This window comes from Pseudomonas sp. TUM25319 (genome assembly GCF_056388475.1).
Window position 1 is genome coordinate 1,985,642 of record NZ_CM150751.1, and the last position, 18,335, is coordinate 2,003,976.

Genomic DNA, 18,335 nt, shown 5'->3' on the forward strand with positions numbered 1-18,335 from the left:
TTCAGGAATACCGGGAGTTCAGGTTTTATGGCCGCTGCGCGGCCAATCGCGGCTGAAGCCGCTCCCACCTGGATTCGTGCCATCCGCTCAAGGTTTGGGATCGGCCAGCGACTCATTCCCTGTGACTGTTACCTCACGCGTGGCCGCCTCTGCGCTCGCCTTCAACGCTGTCAGCTCGCTGCCGCTGCGCTCGATCCGCGAACGGATCTGGTCGAGATCGGCGCGACCGCGCTCCATCAGGCTCTTGGCCGAGCAGCGCCCGGTCACGCCGCGGGCCAGCACCGCGCCGCCAATCGCCATCTGGATCAGACCCAGCAGGCCGCCGCGGCGCAGGCCCTTGCCGACCATCACCACGCCGGTGGCGACGGAGCCGGCCCGTTCCCAGCCGTGTACGTTCTGTTCAGGCTTGCTCTGGAAAGGCGTAGCCGGGATCTCGATCTTCTGGCGCATGGCCGGTTCTCCTGTGGGGTGCGTGATAGTCAGCAGACCGCCCTGCGGCGGCTGCCGTTCCATCGCATTTACTTGAAGCGCGGGCCGGAGCGGGTGTTCAGACCCTTGGCCATGCGGTCGTAGAGCACCACATTGACGGTGGCCGCCAGGTTCATGCAGCCGTTGGTGGGGATGTAGATGGTTTCCTCGCACCAGGCGCGGACGTCGTCGTCGAGCGAACCGTCCTCGGGGCCGAAGATGTAGATAGCGCGGTCCGGGTGGGTGTACTCCGGCAGCGGGCGGGCACCGTCCACCAGTTCCACCGCTACCGGCGTGCAGCCCAGGGGAATGATTTTCTGCAGGTCGTCGATGCCGATCAGCGGGATGTCGTAGTGCACGCGCTTGGTGTCGGTGACGAAGTCGCGGGCGCGCTCGTAGCGCTTGCCGGTGTAGAACACCGAGTTGACGCCATAGCAGCCTGCGGCGCGCATTACCGAGCCGACGTTTTCAGGAGATTTGGGGTTGTACAGGCCGATGCAGCTGTATCGTTTGTTCGCCACGTGCCGGGCCCTTCGCAAAAAAAGCGCGATTATACGGGCTGCCGGCACTGGCGGGCAGGATTCAGTCCTTCTTGTTGAGCATGCCGGCCAGGGCGGCGAACGGGTTGTGGGTGGCCTTGGCGATGCTCGGCGTGCTCAGGGAGCCGTCGCTGAAGTATTGCTGGTCGGTGTAGCGGGCGTGCTCGTTGTCGTGGCAGTACAGGCACAGCAGTTCCCAGTTGGAGCCGTCCTGGGGGTTGTTGTCGTGGTTGTGGTCGCGGTGGTGCACGGTCAGTTCGCTCAGGCGCTTGCCTTCGAACTCGCGGGCGCAGCGGCCGCAGACGTGGGGATACATCCTCAGGGCTTTGCGGCGGTAGCCCATCTCGTCGTCGCGCTTGGCGTCGGCGAGGATGCGGTCGAGCCGCGCAGTGGCGGCGGCGGAATCAGACGAAGTCATTGTTGTAGTCCTGCTCAGGCGTATTACGGTTGACGTCAGTTTAACGCCAGTTCCGCCTGCTGGGCAGGCGAACTGCCACACGGCGGAGTAGTCTGTAGTGCAGTACCTCGACCAGGAGCCCCGCATGCGTCTGACGAGTATCCTGCTGTGCCTTGCCGCGCTGACCAGTGCCCAGGCCGCCGACTTGCAACCGCGGGTTATCGCCCCGGTGCCCGGCGCGCCAGGCACCGCCACGCCAACGCCTTACCCGCAGGTATCACCACCCGGCGTACCACGGGCCAATGACGGCACGCCCGGCGCGCCGCTGCTGCCGCCGATGCCGCTGCCCAGCCCGCCGAAAGACCAGCCACTGCCAGGGCTGGCGCCAGACGCTGCCAGGGACAGGGAAAAAGACGATTAAACCTGCTGCGACAAGCGCTGCCCGTCGAGCATCCGCAGGCGTTTCGACAACGCCACGGCCAGGGCACGGATGATCTTCGCGGCGATCTTCGGCGCCTCGTTGAGCATCTTTTCCAGTGCGTCCTTGCCCAGGCTGAGCAACTGGCAATCGCTGGCGGCCTGGCACGAGGCGGAGCGCCGTTCGCCGTCCAGCACCGCCATCTCGCCAAAGGCGCGGCCCTTGCGCAATACGGCGATTTCCACTTCCTGGCCGTCGGCATCAGTCTTGCGCACCGAAACCTGGCCGGAAACGATGATGCACATGAAGGTGCCGGCATCGCCTTCGCGGAAGATGTCCTGGCCCGCGGCGGTGGTGCTCAGGGCAAAGTAGCCGGCGGCCGTGGCAAAGTCGCCGGGTTGCAGGTGGTCGAACAGGCCGCAGTCCATCAGCAGGTCGCGGATTTCGGTGTTGAGCAGCGTGGTCTCGGGCATCGCGTTCCGTCTTTGTTGTCAGTCGTTGTGTGATCGCACCGCGACTGGTGTCGCGGCGCAAGCTCTGACAACGAAAAACGCGATTTACACCACATCCAGCTCATTCAGAACGAAGGCATATTCCAGTGCCACATCCCGCAGGCCCTGATAACGCCCGCTCATGCCGCCGTGGCCGGCGCCCAGTTCGGTCTTGAGCAGCAGCGGGTTGCTGTCGGTCCTGGTCACCCGCAGGCGCGCTACCCACTTGGCCGCTTCCCAGTACTGCACGCGACTGTCGTTGTAGCCGGCGATCACCAGCATGGCCGGGTAGGCCTGGGCCTTCACGTTCTCGTAGGGCGCGTAGGCCTTGATCCGTGCGTACACCTCGGGTTCTTCCGGGTTGCCCCACTCGTCGTATTCGGTGACGGTCAGCGGCAGTTCGGGGTCGAGCATGGTGTTCAGCACGTCGACGAAGGGCACCTCGGCGATGGCGACCCTGAACAGTTCCGGGCGCTGGTTGAGCACCGCACCGATCAGCAGGCCGCCGGCGCTGCCGCCGCTGATCGCCAGTTGCCCGGCGCTGGTCACGCCTTCGGCGATCAGGTGTTCGGCGCAGGCGATGAAGTCGTCGAAGGTGTTCTGCTTGTGTTCCTGTTTGCCCGCACGGTACCAGGACTCGCCCAACTCACCGCCGCCACGCACATGGGCGATGGCAAAGGCTACGCCGCGTTCCAGCAGGCTCAGGCGGGCGTGGGAGAACCACGGGTCGAGGCTTTCGCCGTAGGCGCCGTAGCCGTAGAGGTAGAGCGGCACCGGCTTGCCGAGGTCTTCGCGGCGCTGCACCAGGCTGACCGGGATGCGCGTGCCGTCGGCAGCGGTAGCCCACAGACGGCGACTGACGTAGGCATCGGCATCGAACGGGCCGAGCACCGGGGTTTGCTTGAGCACGGTCTGCTCGCCATCGGCCAGCACCAGTTGGCGCACCTGGGCCGGGCGGTTCAGCGCTTCGTAGCGCAGGCGGATACGCGGGCTGATGAACTCCAGGCTGTCCTGCACGTACAGGCTGTAAGCGGCGTCCGGCAGTTGCACGCGGTAGGCGGGCAGGCCAGAGGGGCGGATTTCGATGACCGGCAGTCCGCCTTCACGCAGGCTCAGGGTCAGGGCGCTGGCGTTGAGGGTCAGGCCCTCCAGCATGATGTCGTTGCGGTGCGGCACCAGCACCTGCCAGTCGGCGCGGGCCGGAACCGTATCGCTTGGCGCATGGAACAGGGCGAAGTTGATGCCGTCCTGGTTGCTGCGGATGAACCAGCGCCACTGGCCGTCGAGCTGGCCGTGGTCGGGGTAGTACTCGTGGCCCTCGACCCGCGGGGCGAGGCAGGTGAATGGTTGCTGTGGAGTGTCGGCGTCGAGCACCCAGGCTTCGCTGGTTGTCTTGCTGTTGAGCAGCAGGATCAACTGGCGCTCGGAGCTGGCGCGGTAGCAGTGCAGGAAGAAACGCCCGTCGGCCTCCTCGAACACCGCTTCGGCAGTGCTGTCGCCCAGGCGGTGGCGGTACAGGCGGAACGGCCGGTGGGTGTCGTCCAGCTCGGTGAAGAACAGGGTCTGGCTGTCGTTGGCCCAGGTCATGCTGCCGTCGCAGTCATCGAAGGGCAGCTCGCTGACCACGCCGCTGGCCAGTTCCTTGACGTACAGGGTGTAGATTTCGTCGCCGCTGGTATCCAGGCTGTAGGCCAGGCGCTGGTGGTCGGGGCTGACGTTGAAGGCGCCGAGGCTGAGGAAGCCGCCGGCGGCCAGTTCGTTGGGGTCGAGCAGCAGTTCTTCGCGGCTTTCATCGACGGTATTGGAGTCGTCCGCCGGACGCGGGCAGCGGTAATGCCGTGGGTATTCGTCGCCCGCTGTGGTGCGGGTGTAGTACAGGTACGGCCCCCAGGGCGAGGGCAGCGACAGGTCGGTCTCGAGGATGCGGCCCTTGATCTCCTGGAACAACTGCTCGCGCAATTCGGCCTGGTCGGCCAGTTGCGCCTGCTGCCAGGCGTTCTCCGCTTCCAGGTAGGCCATCACCTCCGGCGCATCGCGTTCCTGCAGCCAGGCGTAGGGATCCGGCCCGTCGCCCTGTCGGGCAATCGGTGCGTGGGAAGCAGGGAGAGTGGCTGGCATGCGGTGTTCTCTTGGCTGGGGGGCGCCTGAGCGCGGAAAAGTCGTTATCATAAGCGCCTGTTTGCCTACCTTTCCACGGACGCCATGACCGAAAACGACTATCTGTTCGCCTGGGGCCTGTACGCCCTGGCCGCCTTGGGTTGCCTGTGGGTGGGCTTTCGCATGACCGGCTGGATGTGGCGCTGGCTGCGCGAGCCGCTGCGGGTGCTGATCGCGGTGTTGCTGCTGACCCCGACCATCATCGACCCGGCCAAGGACATCTACGCCCCGGCCATCGCCATCACCGCCCTGGACCTTGCGTTCAAGGTCGGCAACAACGTCTGGCGTGCGGTTTCCGATCTGGCCATGTACGGCATGATCGCTTTCGCCCTGTACCTGATCTTCGTCGCCATTCGCCTGCCGCTGGAGGCCCGCGCCCGTGCCCGTCGCGAGCGCGCCGAAGCCGCCGCCCAGCGTGAGGCCGAGGAGGTCATGGCCGACCCTGTGCCGAGCCGCGACCGTTATCGCAACGAGCCGCCGGAGCCGCCGCTGGGCGGTAGCCGCCAGCGCCTCGAACCGCGTCTGTAACACCCTGGAGTGATCGAGCATGTGTGAACTGTTGGGCATGAGCGCCAACGTCCCCACCGACATCGTGTTCAGCTTTACCGGACTGATGCAGCGTGGCGGCCGCACCGGCCCGCACCGCGACGGCTGGGGCATCGGTTTCTACGAAGGCCGCGGCCTGCGCCTGTTCCAGGACCCGGCGGCAAGCTGCGAGTCGGAAGTCGCCAATCTGGTGCAGCGCTATCCGATCAAGAGCGAAGTGGTGATCGGCCATATCCGCCAGGCCAATGTCGGCAAGGTCTGCTTGTCCAACACCTATCCTTTCGTCCGCGAACTGTGGGGCCGCAACTGGTGCTTCGCCCACAACGGGCAACTGGCTGAACTCGATGGCCTGACCACGTTCTACCGTCCGGTGGGCGACACCGACAGCGAAGCGGCCTTCTGCGACCTGCTCAACCGCATCCGCGAAGCCTTCCCGGAGCCGGTGGAGGTGCAGGAGCTGATCCCGGTGCTGGAACAGGCCTGCAGCGAATACCGCGGCAAGGGCGTGTTCAACTGCCTGCTCAGCGATGGGGACTGGCTGTTCTGCTTTTGCTCGACCAAGCTGGTCCACATCACCCGGCGCGCGCCCTTCGGCCCGGCAAGGCTCAAGGATGTCGACATGATCGTCGACTTCCAGGCCGAAACCACGCCCAACGACGTGGTCACGGTCATCGCCACCGAGGCGCTCACCGAGAACGAAACCTGGCACCGCTACGAGCCCGGCCAGTGGGGCCTGTGGCGCAAGGGCGAATGCATCGCCAAGGGCCAGACCCAAGCCTGAGGAAGAGGCGCCATGCTCAGAAGCTACCTGCGATTGATCCTGTTCACCTGCGGCCTGCTGCTGGGGGTACAGATTCCCGGCCTGATCAATGACTACAGCCAGCGGGTCGAGGCCCATCTGCTGGAGTCGCGGGAGGGCCTCAAGGGCTTCCAGCAGACCGCACAGCGTTTCTTCAATGGCGACCTCGAAGCGCTGGTGCGGCATTACCGGTCCAGTGACGACCCGGTCTTCAACAGCGACGCCAACAGTATCGACAGCCTGCTCAGCCGCAACCGCATGCTGGAAGGCGAATGGCAGGCACTGCAAGGTGGCTGGCTGAGCCGCACCCTGCATGTGCTGACCCGGCCTGATCCGGCGATCCGCGAAGAGACCCTCAAGGGCTACAGCTACCAGATACTCCTGACGCCCGAAGCTGGCGCCTGGGGGCTGGGCTGCGCGGTGCTGTTCGCCTTGCTGGTGGAAAGCGTGCTGCTGCTGGTTGGCTGGATCATCATGGGCGGCCGGCGCAAGGCGGTACAGCCGAGCTGGCGTTGAATCGTTGAATCGGGAGGCCCGTGTGAGCCGTCTGCTACTGAACTGCGACATGGGCGAAAGCTTCGGTAACTGGACAATGGGTCTGGATGCCGAGGTCATGCCCTTCATCGATTGCGCCAACATCGCCTGCGGCTTCCACGCCGGCGACCCGGGCATCATGCGCCATACGGTGGCTCTGGCCGTGGCCAGCAAGGTGCTGATTGGCGCTCATCCGTCCTATCCCGACCTGCAGGGCTTCGGCCGTCGCTCGATGGCCTGCAGCGATGAAGAAGTCCGTGACCTGCTGCACTACCAGATCGGTGCGCTGGATGGCCTGTGCCGGGTCCAGGGCACGCGTGTGGCCTACGTCAAACCCCATGGAGCGCTGTACAACGACATGATGGCCGACCCCGGAAAGCTGCGTGCGGTGTTGCAGGCGGTCGCCACCTACGATCGCACATTGCCCGTGATGCTGATGGCCACCGCCGACGACAGCGCGGCCCGTGCCCTGGGTGCCGAACTGGGTGTGACCCTGTGGTTCGAAGCCTTCGCCGACCGCGCCTACGATGCTGCTGGCCGGCTGGTGTCGCGGCGTCTGCCGGGCGCGGTGCATCACGATCCGGCGCTGGTGGTGGAGCAGGCCCTGCGCCTGGCCCGGGGCGAGCCGCTGACGGCCAGCGACGGCAGCAGTGTGCAATTGCGGGCGCAGACCCTCTGCGTGCATGGCGACAACCAAGGCTCGGTGGCGGCGGTGCGACAGATCCGCGAAGCGCTGGACGCCCTGGCCTCATGACCCCGCGTATCGAAGTGGTGGCCATCGATTGCCTGATGGTCCGTCTTTTCGAGGCCATCGACGAAGCCCACATGCCCTGGATGCTCGCCGCCAGCCATCGCCTGCGCGAGGTGTTCGGTGAGCGCCTGGTGGAGCTGGTGCCGTCCTACACCACGCTGATGGTGCAGTTCGATTGCCCGCCTGCCGAAGCGCGCAGCCTGATCGGTGAAGCCTTGCGTGACCTGCGCCCGGACAGCGGCCAGGGCGGGCGCCTGATGGAAATTCCGGTGTGGTACGACCGCAGCGTCGGGCCCGAGCTTGCCGTACTGGCGGCCCGCTGCGGGGTGACGGACGAGGAGATCGTTCGTCGCCACAGTGGCCGCGACTATCAGGTCTTCGCCCTTGGCTTCGCACCCGGCTTCGCCTTCATGGGGCTGGTGGAAGAGTCCCTTGCCTCGCCGCGCCTGGCGACGCCGCGCAAGCGCGTGGCCGCTGGCAGCGTCGGCATCGCCGAGCGCCAGACCGCGGCCTATCCGGCCCTGTCTCCCGGTGGCTGGAACCTGATCGGCCGGACCCCGGCGCCGCTGTTCGATCGCCAGCGTGACGGCTACAGCCTGCTGCAGCCGGGCGACCGGGTGCGGTTCGTGGCGATCGGGCATGATGAATTCCTGAAACTGGGCGGTGATGACACGCCGCTGGAGGAACAGCCATGAGCCGGCTGACGATCGAGGCCAGCACGCCGCTGTGCCAGGTGCAGGACACCGGGCGTTTCGGCGTGCGTCATCTGGGCGTGACTCAGGGCGGAGCGCTGGACTGGGCGTCGGCGCGCTGGGCCAACTGGTTGCTGGGCAATCCGGCTGATGCGGCGGTGGTGGAAATCACCCTCGGCGGCTTTGCGCTGGTGGCCGAGGCGGATTGCTGCCTGGCAGTGGCGGGCGCCGACCTGGATACTCGCCTGGATGACCAGCCGTTACTGCCGTGGCGTAGTTTTGCGATCAAGCGTGGTCAGCGTCTGCGTTTCAATCAGCCGGTGCTGGGCGCCCGGGCTTATCTCGCGGCACCGGGCGGATTCGATGCGCCGCGGGTGTTGGGCAGTTGCGCCACGGTGATCCGCGAAGGGCTGGGCGGACTGGATGGAGAAGGGCGGGCATTGGTCAAGGGTGATGTGCTGACATTCGCCGGCCAGTCGGCAGGGCGGAGCGAGGTGCCGCCGGCGCTGAGGCCGTCGTTCGAGGGTGAGGCCCTGCTGGACCTGGTAATGGGCGCGCAGTTGGGCGAGTTCGCCGGGCAAAGCCTGTTCGATGCGTTCAACAGCCCTTGGGAACTGGACAGCCGCGCCGACCGCATGGGCATTCGCCTGTTGGGGCCGGCGTTGCAGTATCAGGGGCGGCCGATGATTTCCGAAGGCATCCCGCTGGGGGCGGTGCAGGTGCCGCCGGATGGGCAGCCGATCGTGCTGCTCAATGACCGGCAGACCATTGGCGGTTATCCGCGGCTGGGGGCGTTGACGCCATTGGCGCTGGCGCGGCTGGCGCAATGCCTGCCGGGGGAGCGCGTCAGGTTTCGGGCGGTGGTGCAGGAACTGGCCTGGGCCGGGATGCAGGATTGGTTCGAGAGGTTTGCTGGCTGACAGAGACCCATCGCTGGCCAGCGGAGCGCCGCCCGGCCAGCGATCAGGCCAAACAGCCTACTTGGAAAGGAACCGCATCCCTTCTTCCAGCCCGCGCAACGTCAGCGGGTACATGCGGTCTTCGATCAACTCGCGCACGATATTGGTCGAGGCGGTGTAGTTCCAGGTGTCCTTCGGATACGGATTGATCCAGATGAGCTTCTTGAATTTCTCCATGAAGCGCTGCATCCACACATAACCCGCTTCCTCGTTCCAGTGCTCGACGCTGCCCCCCGGCTGGGTGATTTCGTAGGGCGCCATGGCCGCGTCACCGACGAACACCACTTTGTAGTCGGCGCCGTACTTGTGCAGCAGGTCCAGGGTCGAGGTGCGCTCCGAGGTACGGCGCAGGTTGTTCTTCCACACCGACTCGTACACGAAGTTGTGGAAGTAGTAGTACTCCAGGTGCTTGAACTCGGTCTTGCAGGCCGAGAACAGTTCTTCGCAGATCTTCACGTGGGCATCCATCGAGCCACCGATGTCGAACAGCAACAGCAGCTTGACGCTGTTGCGCCGCTCCGGACGCATCTGGATGTTGAGCAGGCCGGCGTCGCGGGCGGTGTGGTCGATGGTGCCGTCGATGTCCAGCTCGTCTGCCGCGCCCTGCCGGGCGAACTTGCGCAGCCGGCGCAGGGCCAGCTTGATGTTGCGGGTGCCCAGTTCCACCTGGTCGTCGAGGTTCTTGTACTCGCGCTGGTCCCAGACCTTGACCGCCTTGCCCTGGCGCTTGCCGGCGTCGCCGACGCGGATGCCTTCGGGGTTGAAGCCGCCTGAGCCGAACGGGCTGGTGCCGCCGGTGCCGATCCACTTGTTGCCGCCGGCGTGGCGTTCCTTCTGTTCTTCCAGGCGCTTCTTGAATTCCTCGATCAGCTTGTCCAGCCCACCGAGGGACTGGATCTGTGCCCGTTCCTCGTCGGTCAGCTGACGCTCGAACTCCTTGCGCAGCCAGTCTTCCGGAATCAGCGCTTCCAGATGCCGGTCGAGGTTCTCCAGGCCCTTGAAGTAGGCGGAAAAGGCGCGGTCGAATTTGTCGAAGTGCCGTTCGTCCTTCACCAGGATCGCCCGCGACAGGTAATAGAACTCGTCCATGTCGGCAAAGGTGACCCGCGCTTTCAGCGCATTGATCAGGTCGAGCAGCTCGCGCACCGACACCGGCACCCTGGCCGCGCGCATTTCATTGAACAGGTTGAGCAGCATGGCATTCGCCCCCGTTGGCTCAGCGGTTGCCGCGACGGCTCATGAAGGCCAGGCGCTCAAGCAGTTGCACGTCCTGTTCGTTCTTCACCAGGGCGCCGGCCAGCGGCGGGATGGCCTTGGTCGGATCGCGCTCGCGCAGCACCGCTTCGCCGATGTTGTCGGCCATCAGCAGCTTGAGCCAGTCCACCAGTTCGGAGGTGGACGGCTTTTTCTTCAGGCCCGGGACCTTGCGCACGTCGAAGAACACGTCCAGCGCTTCGCTGACCAGGTCTTTCTTGATGTTGGGGTAATGGACATCGACGATCTGCTGCAGCGTGTCGCGGTCGGGGAAGGCGATGTAGTGGAAGAAGCAGCGGCGCAGGAAGGCGTCCGGCAGTTCTTTTTCATTGTTGGAGGTGATGATGATGATCGGACGTTGCTTAGCCTTGATGGTCTCGTCGGTCTCGTAGACGTAGAACTCCATCTTGTCGAGTTCCTGCAACAGGTCGTTGGGGAATTCGATGTCGGCCTTGTCGATCTCGTCGATCAGCAGAATCACCCGCTCCTCGGACTCGAAGGCCTCCCAGAGCTTGCCCTTCTTCAGGTAGTTGCGCACGTCGTGGACCTTGTCCACGCCCAGTTGGGAGTCGCGCAGGCGGCTGACCGCATCGTATTCGTAGAGGCCCTGGTGCGCCTTGGTGGTGGACTTGATGTGCCAGGTAATCAGCCTGGCGCCGAAGGAGGCAGCCAGTTGTTCGGCGAGCATGGTCTTGCCGGTGCCGGGCTCGCCCTTGACCAGCAAGGGCCGCTCCAGGGTGATCGCCGCGTTGACCGCCAGTTTCAGGTCGTCTGTGGCGACGTAAGCGCTGGTGCCTTCGAACTTCATCTGTCCATCCTCGATGCAGAAGCCAGGGGGCATGGCCCTGGCGGAAAAATTGTCATGGGCGACTATAACGCGCACCCCGTGGGGCTGTGAACGCAGACGGCCCATTCAGTCTCTGAATGGGCCGTCACTCGGTGACTCAGTCAGACTTGGGCGGCGAACGCTCGTAACGTGCATTGAACGCCTGGATGAAGCCGTTGCGCAGGATCTGCAAAAAGGCTTCGAAGGCGCTGATATCGCTCTTGTGCACGCTGCCCGACAGCTCGACGCGGGTGGCGAACTGGTTTTTCTGCTGGTTCTTCAGCACGGTCTCGCTGGCGCCTACCAGGGCTTCCCAGATCGAGCGGAAGAAGCCCTTGTCCTTGTTCTCCACGTCCTGCTGCCAGTTGAACACCTCGACATCCCGCAGCAGCGGCTTGATGTAGCCGGTGAGCCGGCCCTTGACCGCCTTGGCCTCGATCACCACGTCGCCGTGGCCGGCATTGAAGTCGAACTTGCCATAGGCACTGGCGAAGTCGTTGAGGCGGCGCAACTGGATGTCGGTGGCGCGCAGGCGGAATTCGAAGTCCTCGAAGTTGCTCAGCGGGTCGAAGGTGGCGTTGCTTTCCACCGCGGCGTCCCCCAGCAGCAGGGCCTTGCCTTCGAAACTGGCGTCGCGGCGGCCTTCCTTGTCCACCACGTTGGTCAGGTTGTGGAGGCTGGCGTTGAGCTGGGTGGCCTTGAGGTCTACCGGCGGTTTGGAATTGAAGTTGCGGAAGGTGAGGGTGCCGTCCTGGATCAGCACCTCGTTGAGGGTGATGGGCAGCAGTTTCTCCAGCTGTTGGCGCCAGTTGGTACCCTGGCCCGTCTGGGAGGCCTGTTTGTTGCCACCATCGACGAAGTTCAGTTCGGGGCGCAGAAAGGTCACTTCCGCCACCACGGCATGGTCGTACCACAGCGAGTGCCAGCTCACCGACAGGTCGATCAGCGGCGCCTCCAGCAGCGGCACCGGCACCTTGCCGCTGGTCTTGACGATGGTCAGGCCATTGATCTTGTAGGCGCCGCGCCACCAGGCGAGGTCGACGTCAGTGATCTGCCCGCGGTAGTCGCCCATGTCGGCGAGCTTGCCGTTGAGGTAGTCGCGCACCAGCCAGGGCAGTGACAGGTGCAGGACGAGCAGCAGCAGGACAAGGCTGGCCAGGCCTATCAGCGGCCAGCGATAGCGGCGTTTCATCGGTCTCTCCAGGTCCCGGATGAAGGGTTGACCGCTGTCAATGGCGTGGAGTTCGACCGGGGTAGACGCACCCCCATGGCAGGCTTACCCTTGAGGTTTTCGCTCGGTGCCAAAAGGACAACCTGCCATGAGCCGTATCTTCGCAGACAACGCCCATTCCATCGGCAATACGCCGCTGGTGCAGATCAACCGCATCGCCCCGCGCGGGGTCACCATCCTGGCCAAGATCGAGGGGCGCAACCCGGGTTACTCGGTCAAATGCCGGATCGGCGCGAACATGGTCTGGGACGCCGAAAGCAGCGGCAAGCTCAAGCCGGGCATGACCATCGTCGAGCCGACCTCCGGCAACACCGGTATCGGCCTGGCCTTCGTCGCCGCCGCCCGTGGCTACAAGCTGCTGCTGACCATGCCGGCGTCGATGAGCATCGAACGGCGCAAGGTGCTCAAGGCCCTGGGGGCCGAGCTGGTGCTGACCGAGCCGCCAAAAGGCATGAAAGGCGCCATCGAGAAGGCCAACGAAATCGTCGCCAGCGATCCGGAGAAATACTTCATGCCGGCGCAGTTCGACAACCCGGCCAACCCGGCCATCCATGAAAAGACCACCGGTCCGGAAATCTGGAACGACACCGATGGCGCGGTTGATGTGCTGGTGGCCGGCGTCGGCACTGGCGGCACCATTACCGGTGTGTCGCGCTACATCAAGCAGACCCAGGGCAAGGCGATCCTGTCGGTGGCAGTCGAGCCGATCGTCTCCCCGGTCATCACCCAGGCACTGGCCGGCGAGGAAATCAAGCCGAGCCCGCACAAGATCCAGGGCATTGGCGCCGGCTTCGTGCCGAAGAACCTCGACCTGTCCATCGTCGACCAGGTCGAGCTGGTCAGCGATGACGAAGCCAAGGCCATGGCCCTGCGCCTGATGCAGGAAGAAGGGATTCTCTGCGGTATCTCCTGTGGCGCCGCCATGGCGGCAGCGGTGCGTCTGGCCGAGAAACCGGAGATGCAGGGCAAGACCATCGTGGTGATCCTGCCGGACTCGGGCGAGCGTTACCTGTCGAGCATGTTGTTCAGCGATCTGTTCACTGATCAGGAAAACCTGCAGTAACCCGGTGGGCCTTCGCCCTTCGTTCTGATCTCCGGCAAGGTCTTCAACCTGTCGTTGTTGCACAATCCTTAACACTGTATGTCAGGCCCCGGTTGTTTTTACCGGGGCCTGTTCGGTTTATCATTGCCGGTTTCCGGCGGCGAGCCAGAACGAAACTTCCAGGAGTGTTGCATGACTTTTTCCTTTGTCGCCAAGGCAGGCGTGTTGCTGTTGTTCTTCGGCAGCGTCCTGTTCGTGCACCTGCGGGGCAAGGCGCGTCTTCCCGTGCTGCGCCAGTTCGTCAACCATTCGGCGCTGTTCGCACCCTACAACTCGCTGATGTACCTGTTCTCCGGCGTGCCGTCCAAGCCGTACCTGGACCGCGAGCGCTTCCCTGAACTGGATGTGCTGAAGAACAACTGGGAAACCATCCGCGAAGAGGCCATGCACCTGTTCGACGAGGGTTACATCCGCGCCGCGGAGAAGGACAACGACGCCGGCTTCGGCTCGTTCTTCAAGAAGGGCTGGAAGCGCTTCTACCTCAAGTGGTACGACAAAGCCCTGCCATCGGCCGAGGCGCTGTGTCCCAAGACGGTCGAGCTGGTCAACAGCATCCCCAACGTCAAGGGCGCGATGTTCGCGCTGCTGCCCGGCGGCAGCCACCTGAACCCGCACCGTGACCCGTTCGCCGGTTCCCTGCGCTATCACCTGGGCCTGTCCACGCCTAACTCCGACAACTGCCGCATCTACGTCGACGGCCAGCCGTATGCCTGGCGCGATGGCGAGGACGTGATGTTCGACGAGACCTACGTACACTGGGTGAAGAACGAGACCGAGACCACCCGGGTGATTCTCTTCTGCGATGTCGAGCGTCCGCTGAGCAGCCCGCTGATGACCCGTATCAACCGCAAGGTCAGTGCCTTCCTCGGGCGCGCCACCGCGCCGCAGAACACCGACGACGAGCGCGTGGGCGGGATCAACCAGGCCTATGCCTGGAGCAAGAAGTTCAGCAATGTCATCAGCGCGCGGGTGAAGACCTTCAAGCGCGCCAACCCCAAGGCCTACCGCGTGCTGCGGCCGGTGCTGGCAGTGGTGGTTGCTTACTTGCTGTACCGCTGGTTGTTCTGATTCGCCCTTGAGGGCCTCATCGCCGGCAACGCCGGCTCCCACAGGTTGGCGGTGCATGCGAATACTGTGGGAGCCGGCGTTGCCGGCGATGAGGCCCGCACAGCACCCCAGGGGCTTGTGCTATCAAATCGCCAAGCCTATAGTTCCCCGCACTTCACCTCATTCGAAGACTCTTCATGTCCGTCACCCCGCTCACCACCGTAGTCGACACCGTGCCCAGCGCGGTCGTGGTCGTGCGTGCGCCGGCGGCCGTCAGTCCTCCATCACCTGTCAGCAGCGTCGTTGTGGTGGTAGTGGGCTGACCCGCCCGTACCCCCTCCCGATCTACTGAATGCGGCCCGCGTGGCCGTTCGGCTTGTTTGCCCGAATACAGGTGGCAATTTCATGTCTGTTCTTTCCAAAGCATCCGTGGCCTCGGCGGCCACCACTAGCCTGTTCGTCCTGCTGTGGAGCAGTGGGGCGATCGTCTCGAAACTGGGGCTGGCCCAGGCGACACCGTTCGCCTTCCTGCTGATCCGCTTTCTCATCGCCTTCGCCGGCTTGCTGTTGCTCGGTCCGTTGCTCGGCTTGCGCTGGCCCCGCGAAAGGGGCGCGATACGCCAGGCGGTGCTCACCGGCGCGGTTCTGCTCGGCGCCTACCAGATCTTCTACCTGCTGGCGCTGGACCTGAAGGTCACCCCCGGGGTCATGGCCACGGTCATGGGCGTGCAGCCCATCCTCACCGTGGCGCTGATGGAGCGGCGACGCTCGTTCAGCCGCCTGTTCGGCCTGTGCCTGGGGTTGGCGGGGCTGGTCCTGGTGGTCTGGCAGGGCATCGGTCTGGGCGGGATTTCGCTGGCCGGCATGGCCTTCGCGTTGCTGGCACTGGCGAGCATGACCGGCGGCTCGATCATGCAGAAGCGCATCACCCGTGACCCGCTCGGCACGCTGCCGTTGCAGTACCTGGCGGGGCTGTTGCTGTGCGCGCTGTTTGCGCCGTTCCAGCCGCTGGAGGCCAGGCTCAACCCGCCGTTTCTGCTGTCGGTGGCCTGGATGGGGCTGGTGGTCTCGGTGCTGGCGACCCTGTTGCTGTACCGGCTGATCGCCCGCGGCAACCTGGTCAATGTCACCAGCCTGTTCTACTTGGTGCCGGCGGTGACCGCGGTGATGGACTACCTGATCTTCGGCAACCGCCTGGCCGTCTTGAGCCTGCTGGGCATGGCGCTGATCGTCATCGGCTTGCTGTTCGTGTTCCGCCAGCCGTCGCGGGCTTGAGCACCAGCCACAGGGCCATGCCGATCAGCAGTCCACCGTACAGGTGTGCGGTGGACAGCGGCTCGTCCAGCAGCCAGGCACCCCAGAGCACGCCAAAGGCCGGGATCAGGAAGGTGACGGTGGAGGATTTGACCGGGCCGATCTCGCTGATCAGGCGGAAATACAGGATGTAGGCGAAGGCGGTGCACAGCAGGCCCAGCCCCAGCAGCGACAGCCACACCGACCAGCCACCCCAGCTGGCCGGTGGATGGCTGAGGACGCTGTAGCCGAACAGCGGCAGCAGCAACAGGCTGGCGCCGATCATGCTGCCCAGCGCCGACAGGTGGCTGTCGAGGCCGCCGCGCTGGTCCAGCCAGCGACGGGCCAGGAAGCCCGACAGGCCATAGCAGGCCGTGGCGCCCAGGCAGGCGAGGGCGCCCTGCATCAGTTTCAGGTCGAAGGCCACCGGGCCGGCACCGCTGAGGATGCCGACCCCGAGCAGGCCGAGGAAGATGCCGCCGAGCTTGGGCAGGGTCATGGCCTCATGGAATAACAGCGCGCCGATCAGCACGCCCATCAGCGGCGTGGTGGCGTTGAAGATCGCCGAGTAACCCGCCGGCAGCACCTGGGCCGCCACGGCATAGCAGGTGGCGGGAATCCCCGAGTTGATCACGCCCAGCATCAGGGTGACCTTGAACTTGCCCTGAAAGTCCCAGCGCACCCCCATCAGGGCGAGGATTGCCAGAAGCCCGGTGCAGGCGATCGAGACCCGCAGGAAGGCCGTCGGCACGCTCCCGAGCACGGGCGCGATGATGCGCATGAACAGAAAGCTGGCGCCCCAGATGGCGGCGAGGATCAGCAGACGGGACAGGGCGACGGGGCTCACGGAATACTCCTGGCAGGAAACGGGAGGCGAGTGTACGGCATAAGCCGTGTCGATCTCGTCCGCTTTCTTGCGGGCTGAATCCGTTCAACGGGATTTATGCTGCGAAGTGTGCGCGAACCGCACTTTTCCGCTGTCGGAAGGCTGCTGGCACAGTGGTCTTCTTTTGGCCGATACACCCGTATGAAACGCCTTTAGCACTGCAGCACGACGGGTTACTCTCAGCGCATCGTCACTTTGCGCCAGAGGTCCTGATATGCCCCAGCAATGGCCGGCCGCCGATATCGCGCGGATGATCCTCGAAGGTTTCGACAATTACCGCGAGCACTTCCGCCAGATCACCGATGGCGCCCGCGAGCGTTTCGAAAAAGCCCTCTGGCAGCAGATCCAGACGGCGGCGGCGGCGCGGATCAACCTCTACGAGGAGAAGGTCACCGAGGTCAGTGAGCGCTTGCGTGCCAGCTTCGAGGCAGACGTACTGCTGGACGTCTCGCTGTGGCCGCTGGTCAAGAGTGCCTACATCAGGCTGATCGACCCGCGTCTGGACGATGAGCTGTCGGAAACCTGGTACAACTCGATCTTCTGCAGCCTGTTCAGCCACGACCTGATCAGCGACGGCTGCATGTTCATCCACACCACCCGGCCCTCGCTGCGGGCCCACGAACGGGCGGCGCAGACCCGCATCTACCGCTCCAACGGGCAACTGGCCGGCCTGCTGGCGCAGATCTTCGACGATTACCGTTTCGAGGTGCCCTACGCCGACCTTCCCGGTGATCTGGCGCGGATGGAGGTGCAGTTGCGCGAAAGCCTGCCGGACTGGGTCTGCAAGGACCCGGAACTGCAACTGGAGCTGTTTTCCCCGGTGCTCTACCGCAACAAAGGGGCGTACCTAGTGGGGCGGGTGTTCACCCGTGAGGAGCAGTGGCCGCTGGTGATTCCGCTGCTGCACCGCGAGGGCCAGGGCATCGAGATCGACGCCCTGATCACCGATGAAGCCGATGTGTCGATCATCTTCTCCTTCACCCGTTCGTACTTCATGGTGGATGTGCCGGTGCCGGCGGAGTTCGTCGGTTTTCTCAAGCGCATCCTGCCGGGCAAGCATGTCGCCGAGCTGTACACCTCCATCGGCTTCTACAAGCACGGCAAGTCGGAGTTCTACCGGGCCCTGATCAATCACCTGGCCGGCACCGACGACCGTTTCATCATGGCCCCCGGTGTGCGCGGCATGGTCATGAGCGTGTTCACCCTGCCGGGCTTCAATACCGTGTTCAAGATCATCAAGGACCGCTTCTCGCCGTCGAAGAACGTCGATCGCGCCACGGTGATCGAGAAGTACCGCCTGGTGAAAAGCGTCGACCGGGTCGGGCGCATGGCCGATACCCAGGAGTTTTCCGATTTTCGCTTCCCGGTGAGCAAGTTCGAGCCCGAGTGCCTGGCCGAACTGCTGGAGGTGGCGCCCTCGACGGTGACCGTGGAAGGCGACACCGTGCTGGTGCGCCACTGCTGGACCGAACGGCGCATGACCCCGCTCAACCTCTACCTGGAAAACGCCAACGATGCTCAGGTGCGCGAAGCGCTGGACGACTACGGGCTGGCGATCAAGCAATTGGCGGCGGCCAACATCTTCCCCGGCGACATGCTGCTGAAAAACTTTGGCGTCACCCGCCATGGTCGGGTGGTGTTCTACGACTACGACGAGATCACCTTCCTCACCGAGGCCAATTTCCGCCATATCCCGCCGCCGCGCTTCCCGGAGGACGAGATGTCGGGCGAGCCGTGGTATTCCATCGGCCCCCATGACGTGTTCCCCGAGGAGTTCCCGCCGTTCCTGTTCGCCGACATGGCCCAGCGCCGGCTGTTCAGCCAACTGCACGGCGAACTGTATGACGCCGATTACTGGAAAGGGCTGCAGGAGGCGATTCGCGCCGGCAAGATCATCGATGTGTTCCCGTACCGGCGCAAAGGCCGCGAAGAGCTGGGCGCCTGA

20 protein-coding genes are annotated in these 18,335 nt (G+C 64.6%); 11 read left to right on the top strand and 9 right to left on the bottom strand.

Translation table 11 applies throughout. The features are described from left to right. Window positions 1-87: 87 nt before the first annotated feature. From AC05QJ_RS09390 to AC05QJ_RS09400, 3 genes are all read right to left on the bottom strand, one after another. On the bottom strand, window positions 88-450 hold the full coding sequence (locus AC05QJ_RS09390; protein ID WP_476746595.1) for a YgaP family membrane protein: 363 nt from the start codon (window positions 448-450) through the stop codon (window positions 88-90). Between the two features lie 68 nt (window positions 451-518). Next, window positions 519-989, bottom strand: a complete 471-nt coding sequence (locus tag AC05QJ_RS09395) for an RNA methyltransferase (protein ID WP_075806095.1) — start codon at window positions 987-989, stop codon at window positions 519-521. A 61-nt stretch (window positions 990-1,050) separates the two neighbouring features. Next, window positions 1,051-1,425 carry a YajD family HNH nuclease gene (locus AC05QJ_RS09400; RefSeq protein ID WP_476746596.1) on the bottom strand — a complete coding sequence of 125 codons (375 nt, stop codon included), beginning with the start codon at window positions 1,423-1,425 and terminating at the stop codon, window positions 1,051-1,053. Window positions 1,426-1,549: 124 nt separating this feature from the next. Here AC05QJ_RS09400 and AC05QJ_RS09405 point away from each other — a divergent pair, with 124 nt between their 5' ends. Further along, window positions 1,550-1,825 carry a hypothetical protein gene (locus tag AC05QJ_RS09405; protein WP_476746597.1) on the top strand — a complete coding sequence of 92 codons (276 nt, stop codon included), beginning with the start codon at window positions 1,550-1,552 and terminating at the stop codon, window positions 1,823-1,825. Here AC05QJ_RS09405 and AC05QJ_RS09410 read toward each other — a convergent pair. Together AC05QJ_RS09410 and AC05QJ_RS09415 are read right to left on the bottom strand one after the other, a co-directional pair. After that, a complete protein-coding gene (locus AC05QJ_RS09410; RefSeq protein ID WP_476746598.1) occupies window positions 1,822-2,295 on the bottom strand; it encodes a Crp/Fnr family transcriptional regulator in 474 nt (157 codons plus the stop codon). The two genes, AC05QJ_RS09405 and AC05QJ_RS09410, sit on opposite strands and share 4 nt — an antisense overlap. Before the next feature lie 84 nt (window positions 2,296-2,379). Then, on the bottom strand, window positions 2,380-4,431 hold the full coding sequence (locus AC05QJ_RS09415; protein ID WP_476746599.1) for a S9 family peptidase: 2,052 nt from the start codon (window positions 4,429-4,431) through the stop codon (window positions 2,380-2,382). 84 nt (window positions 4,432-4,515) lie between these two features. Between AC05QJ_RS09415 and AC05QJ_RS09420 the strand changes: the two genes are divergently transcribed. Genes AC05QJ_RS09420 through AC05QJ_RS09445 form a run of 6 tightly spaced genes read left to right on the top strand, consistent with a single transcriptional unit; the run spans window position 4,516 to window position 8,712 of the window. After that, complete coding sequence (locus AC05QJ_RS09420) at window positions 4,516-4,998, top strand: MFS transporter (protein ID WP_476746600.1); 483 nt, start codon at window positions 4,516-4,518, stop codon at window positions 4,996-4,998. Window positions 4,999-5,017: 19 nt separating this feature from the next. Continuing rightward, window positions 5,018-5,797: a class II glutamine amidotransferase gene (locus AC05QJ_RS09425; protein ID WP_476746601.1), complete on the top strand. Its 780-nt coding sequence runs from the start codon at window positions 5,018-5,020 to the stop codon at window positions 5,795-5,797. Window positions 5,798-5,809: 12 nt separating this feature from the next. Then, complete coding sequence (locus AC05QJ_RS09430) at window positions 5,810-6,331, top strand: DUF2937 family protein (RefSeq protein ID WP_476746602.1); 522 nt, start codon at window positions 5,810-5,812, stop codon at window positions 6,329-6,331. A 22-nt stretch (window positions 6,332-6,353) separates the two neighbouring features. Next, window positions 6,354-7,103: a 5-oxoprolinase subunit PxpA gene (locus AC05QJ_RS09435; RefSeq protein ID WP_476746603.1), complete on the top strand. Its 750-nt coding sequence runs from the start codon at window positions 6,354-6,356 to the stop codon at window positions 7,101-7,103. Next, window positions 7,100-7,795: a 5-oxoprolinase subunit PxpB gene (pxpB, locus tag AC05QJ_RS09440; RefSeq protein WP_476746604.1), complete on the top strand. Its 696-nt coding sequence runs from the start codon at window positions 7,100-7,102 to the stop codon at window positions 7,793-7,795. Before AC05QJ_RS09435 ends, pxpB begins: the two co-directional genes overlap by 4 nt. Then, window positions 7,792-8,712, top strand: a complete 921-nt coding sequence (locus AC05QJ_RS09445; protein WP_476746605.1) for a 5-oxoprolinase subunit C family protein — start codon at window positions 7,792-7,794, stop codon at window positions 8,710-8,712. Before pxpB ends, AC05QJ_RS09445 begins: the two co-directional genes overlap by 4 nt. 57 nt (window positions 8,713-8,769) lie before the next feature. Here AC05QJ_RS09445 and AC05QJ_RS09450 read toward each other — a convergent pair whose 3' ends face one another. The 3 genes from AC05QJ_RS09450 to AC05QJ_RS09460 all read right to left on the bottom strand — a co-directional run bounded on the left by AC05QJ_RS09450 (window position 8,770) and on the right by AC05QJ_RS09460 (window position 12,023). Further along, window positions 8,770-9,948 (bottom strand): vWA domain-containing protein, encoded by a 1,179-nt coding sequence (locus AC05QJ_RS09450; RefSeq protein WP_476746606.1) that lies wholly within the window; start codon window positions 9,946-9,948, stop codon window positions 8,770-8,772. Window positions 9,949-9,967: 19 nt separating this feature from the next. Next, window positions 9,968-10,813, bottom strand: a complete 846-nt coding sequence (locus tag AC05QJ_RS09455) for an AAA family ATPase (RefSeq protein ID WP_476746607.1) — start codon at window positions 10,811-10,813, stop codon at window positions 9,968-9,970. Between the two features lie 136 nt (window positions 10,814-10,949). After that, window positions 10,950-12,023 (bottom strand): DUF748 domain-containing protein, encoded by a 1,074-nt coding sequence (locus AC05QJ_RS09460; RefSeq protein WP_476746608.1) that lies wholly within the window; start codon window positions 12,021-12,023, stop codon window positions 10,950-10,952. 127 nt (window positions 12,024-12,150) lie between these two features. On the opposite strand from AC05QJ_RS09460, the gene cysK reads away from it, so the two are divergent. The 3 genes from cysK (at window position 12,151) to AC05QJ_RS09475 (ending at window position 15,486) form a co-directional block, all read left to right on the top strand. After that, window positions 12,151-13,125 (top strand): cysteine synthase A, encoded by a 975-nt coding sequence (cysK, locus tag AC05QJ_RS09465; RefSeq protein WP_476746609.1) that lies wholly within the window; start codon window positions 12,151-12,153, stop codon window positions 13,123-13,125. 171 nt (window positions 13,126-13,296) lie between these two features. Further along, the gene (locus AC05QJ_RS09470; protein WP_476746610.1) at window positions 13,297-14,232 is read left to right on the top strand and encodes an aspartyl/asparaginyl beta-hydroxylase domain-containing protein; all 936 of its coding nucleotides are present in this window, start codon (window positions 13,297-13,299) and stop codon (window positions 14,230-14,232) included. 384 nt (window positions 14,233-14,616) lie between these two features. After that, window positions 14,617-15,486, top strand: a complete 870-nt coding sequence (locus tag AC05QJ_RS09475) for a DMT family transporter (RefSeq protein ID WP_476746611.1) — start codon at window positions 14,617-14,619, stop codon at window positions 15,484-15,486. Here AC05QJ_RS09475 and AC05QJ_RS09480 read toward each other — a convergent pair. Further along, window positions 15,443-16,351, bottom strand: a complete 909-nt coding sequence (locus AC05QJ_RS09480) for a DMT family transporter (protein WP_476746612.1) — start codon at window positions 16,349-16,351, stop codon at window positions 15,443-15,445. The genes AC05QJ_RS09475 and AC05QJ_RS09480 overlap by 44 nt on opposite strands. A gap of 253 nt (window positions 16,352-16,604) precedes the next feature. Between AC05QJ_RS09480 and aceK the strand changes: the two genes are divergently transcribed. Beyond that, on the top strand, window positions 16,605-18,335 hold the full coding sequence (gene aceK / locus AC05QJ_RS09485) for a bifunctional isocitrate dehydrogenase kinase/phosphatase (RefSeq protein WP_476746613.1): 1,731 nt from the start codon (window positions 16,605-16,607) through the stop codon (window positions 18,333-18,335).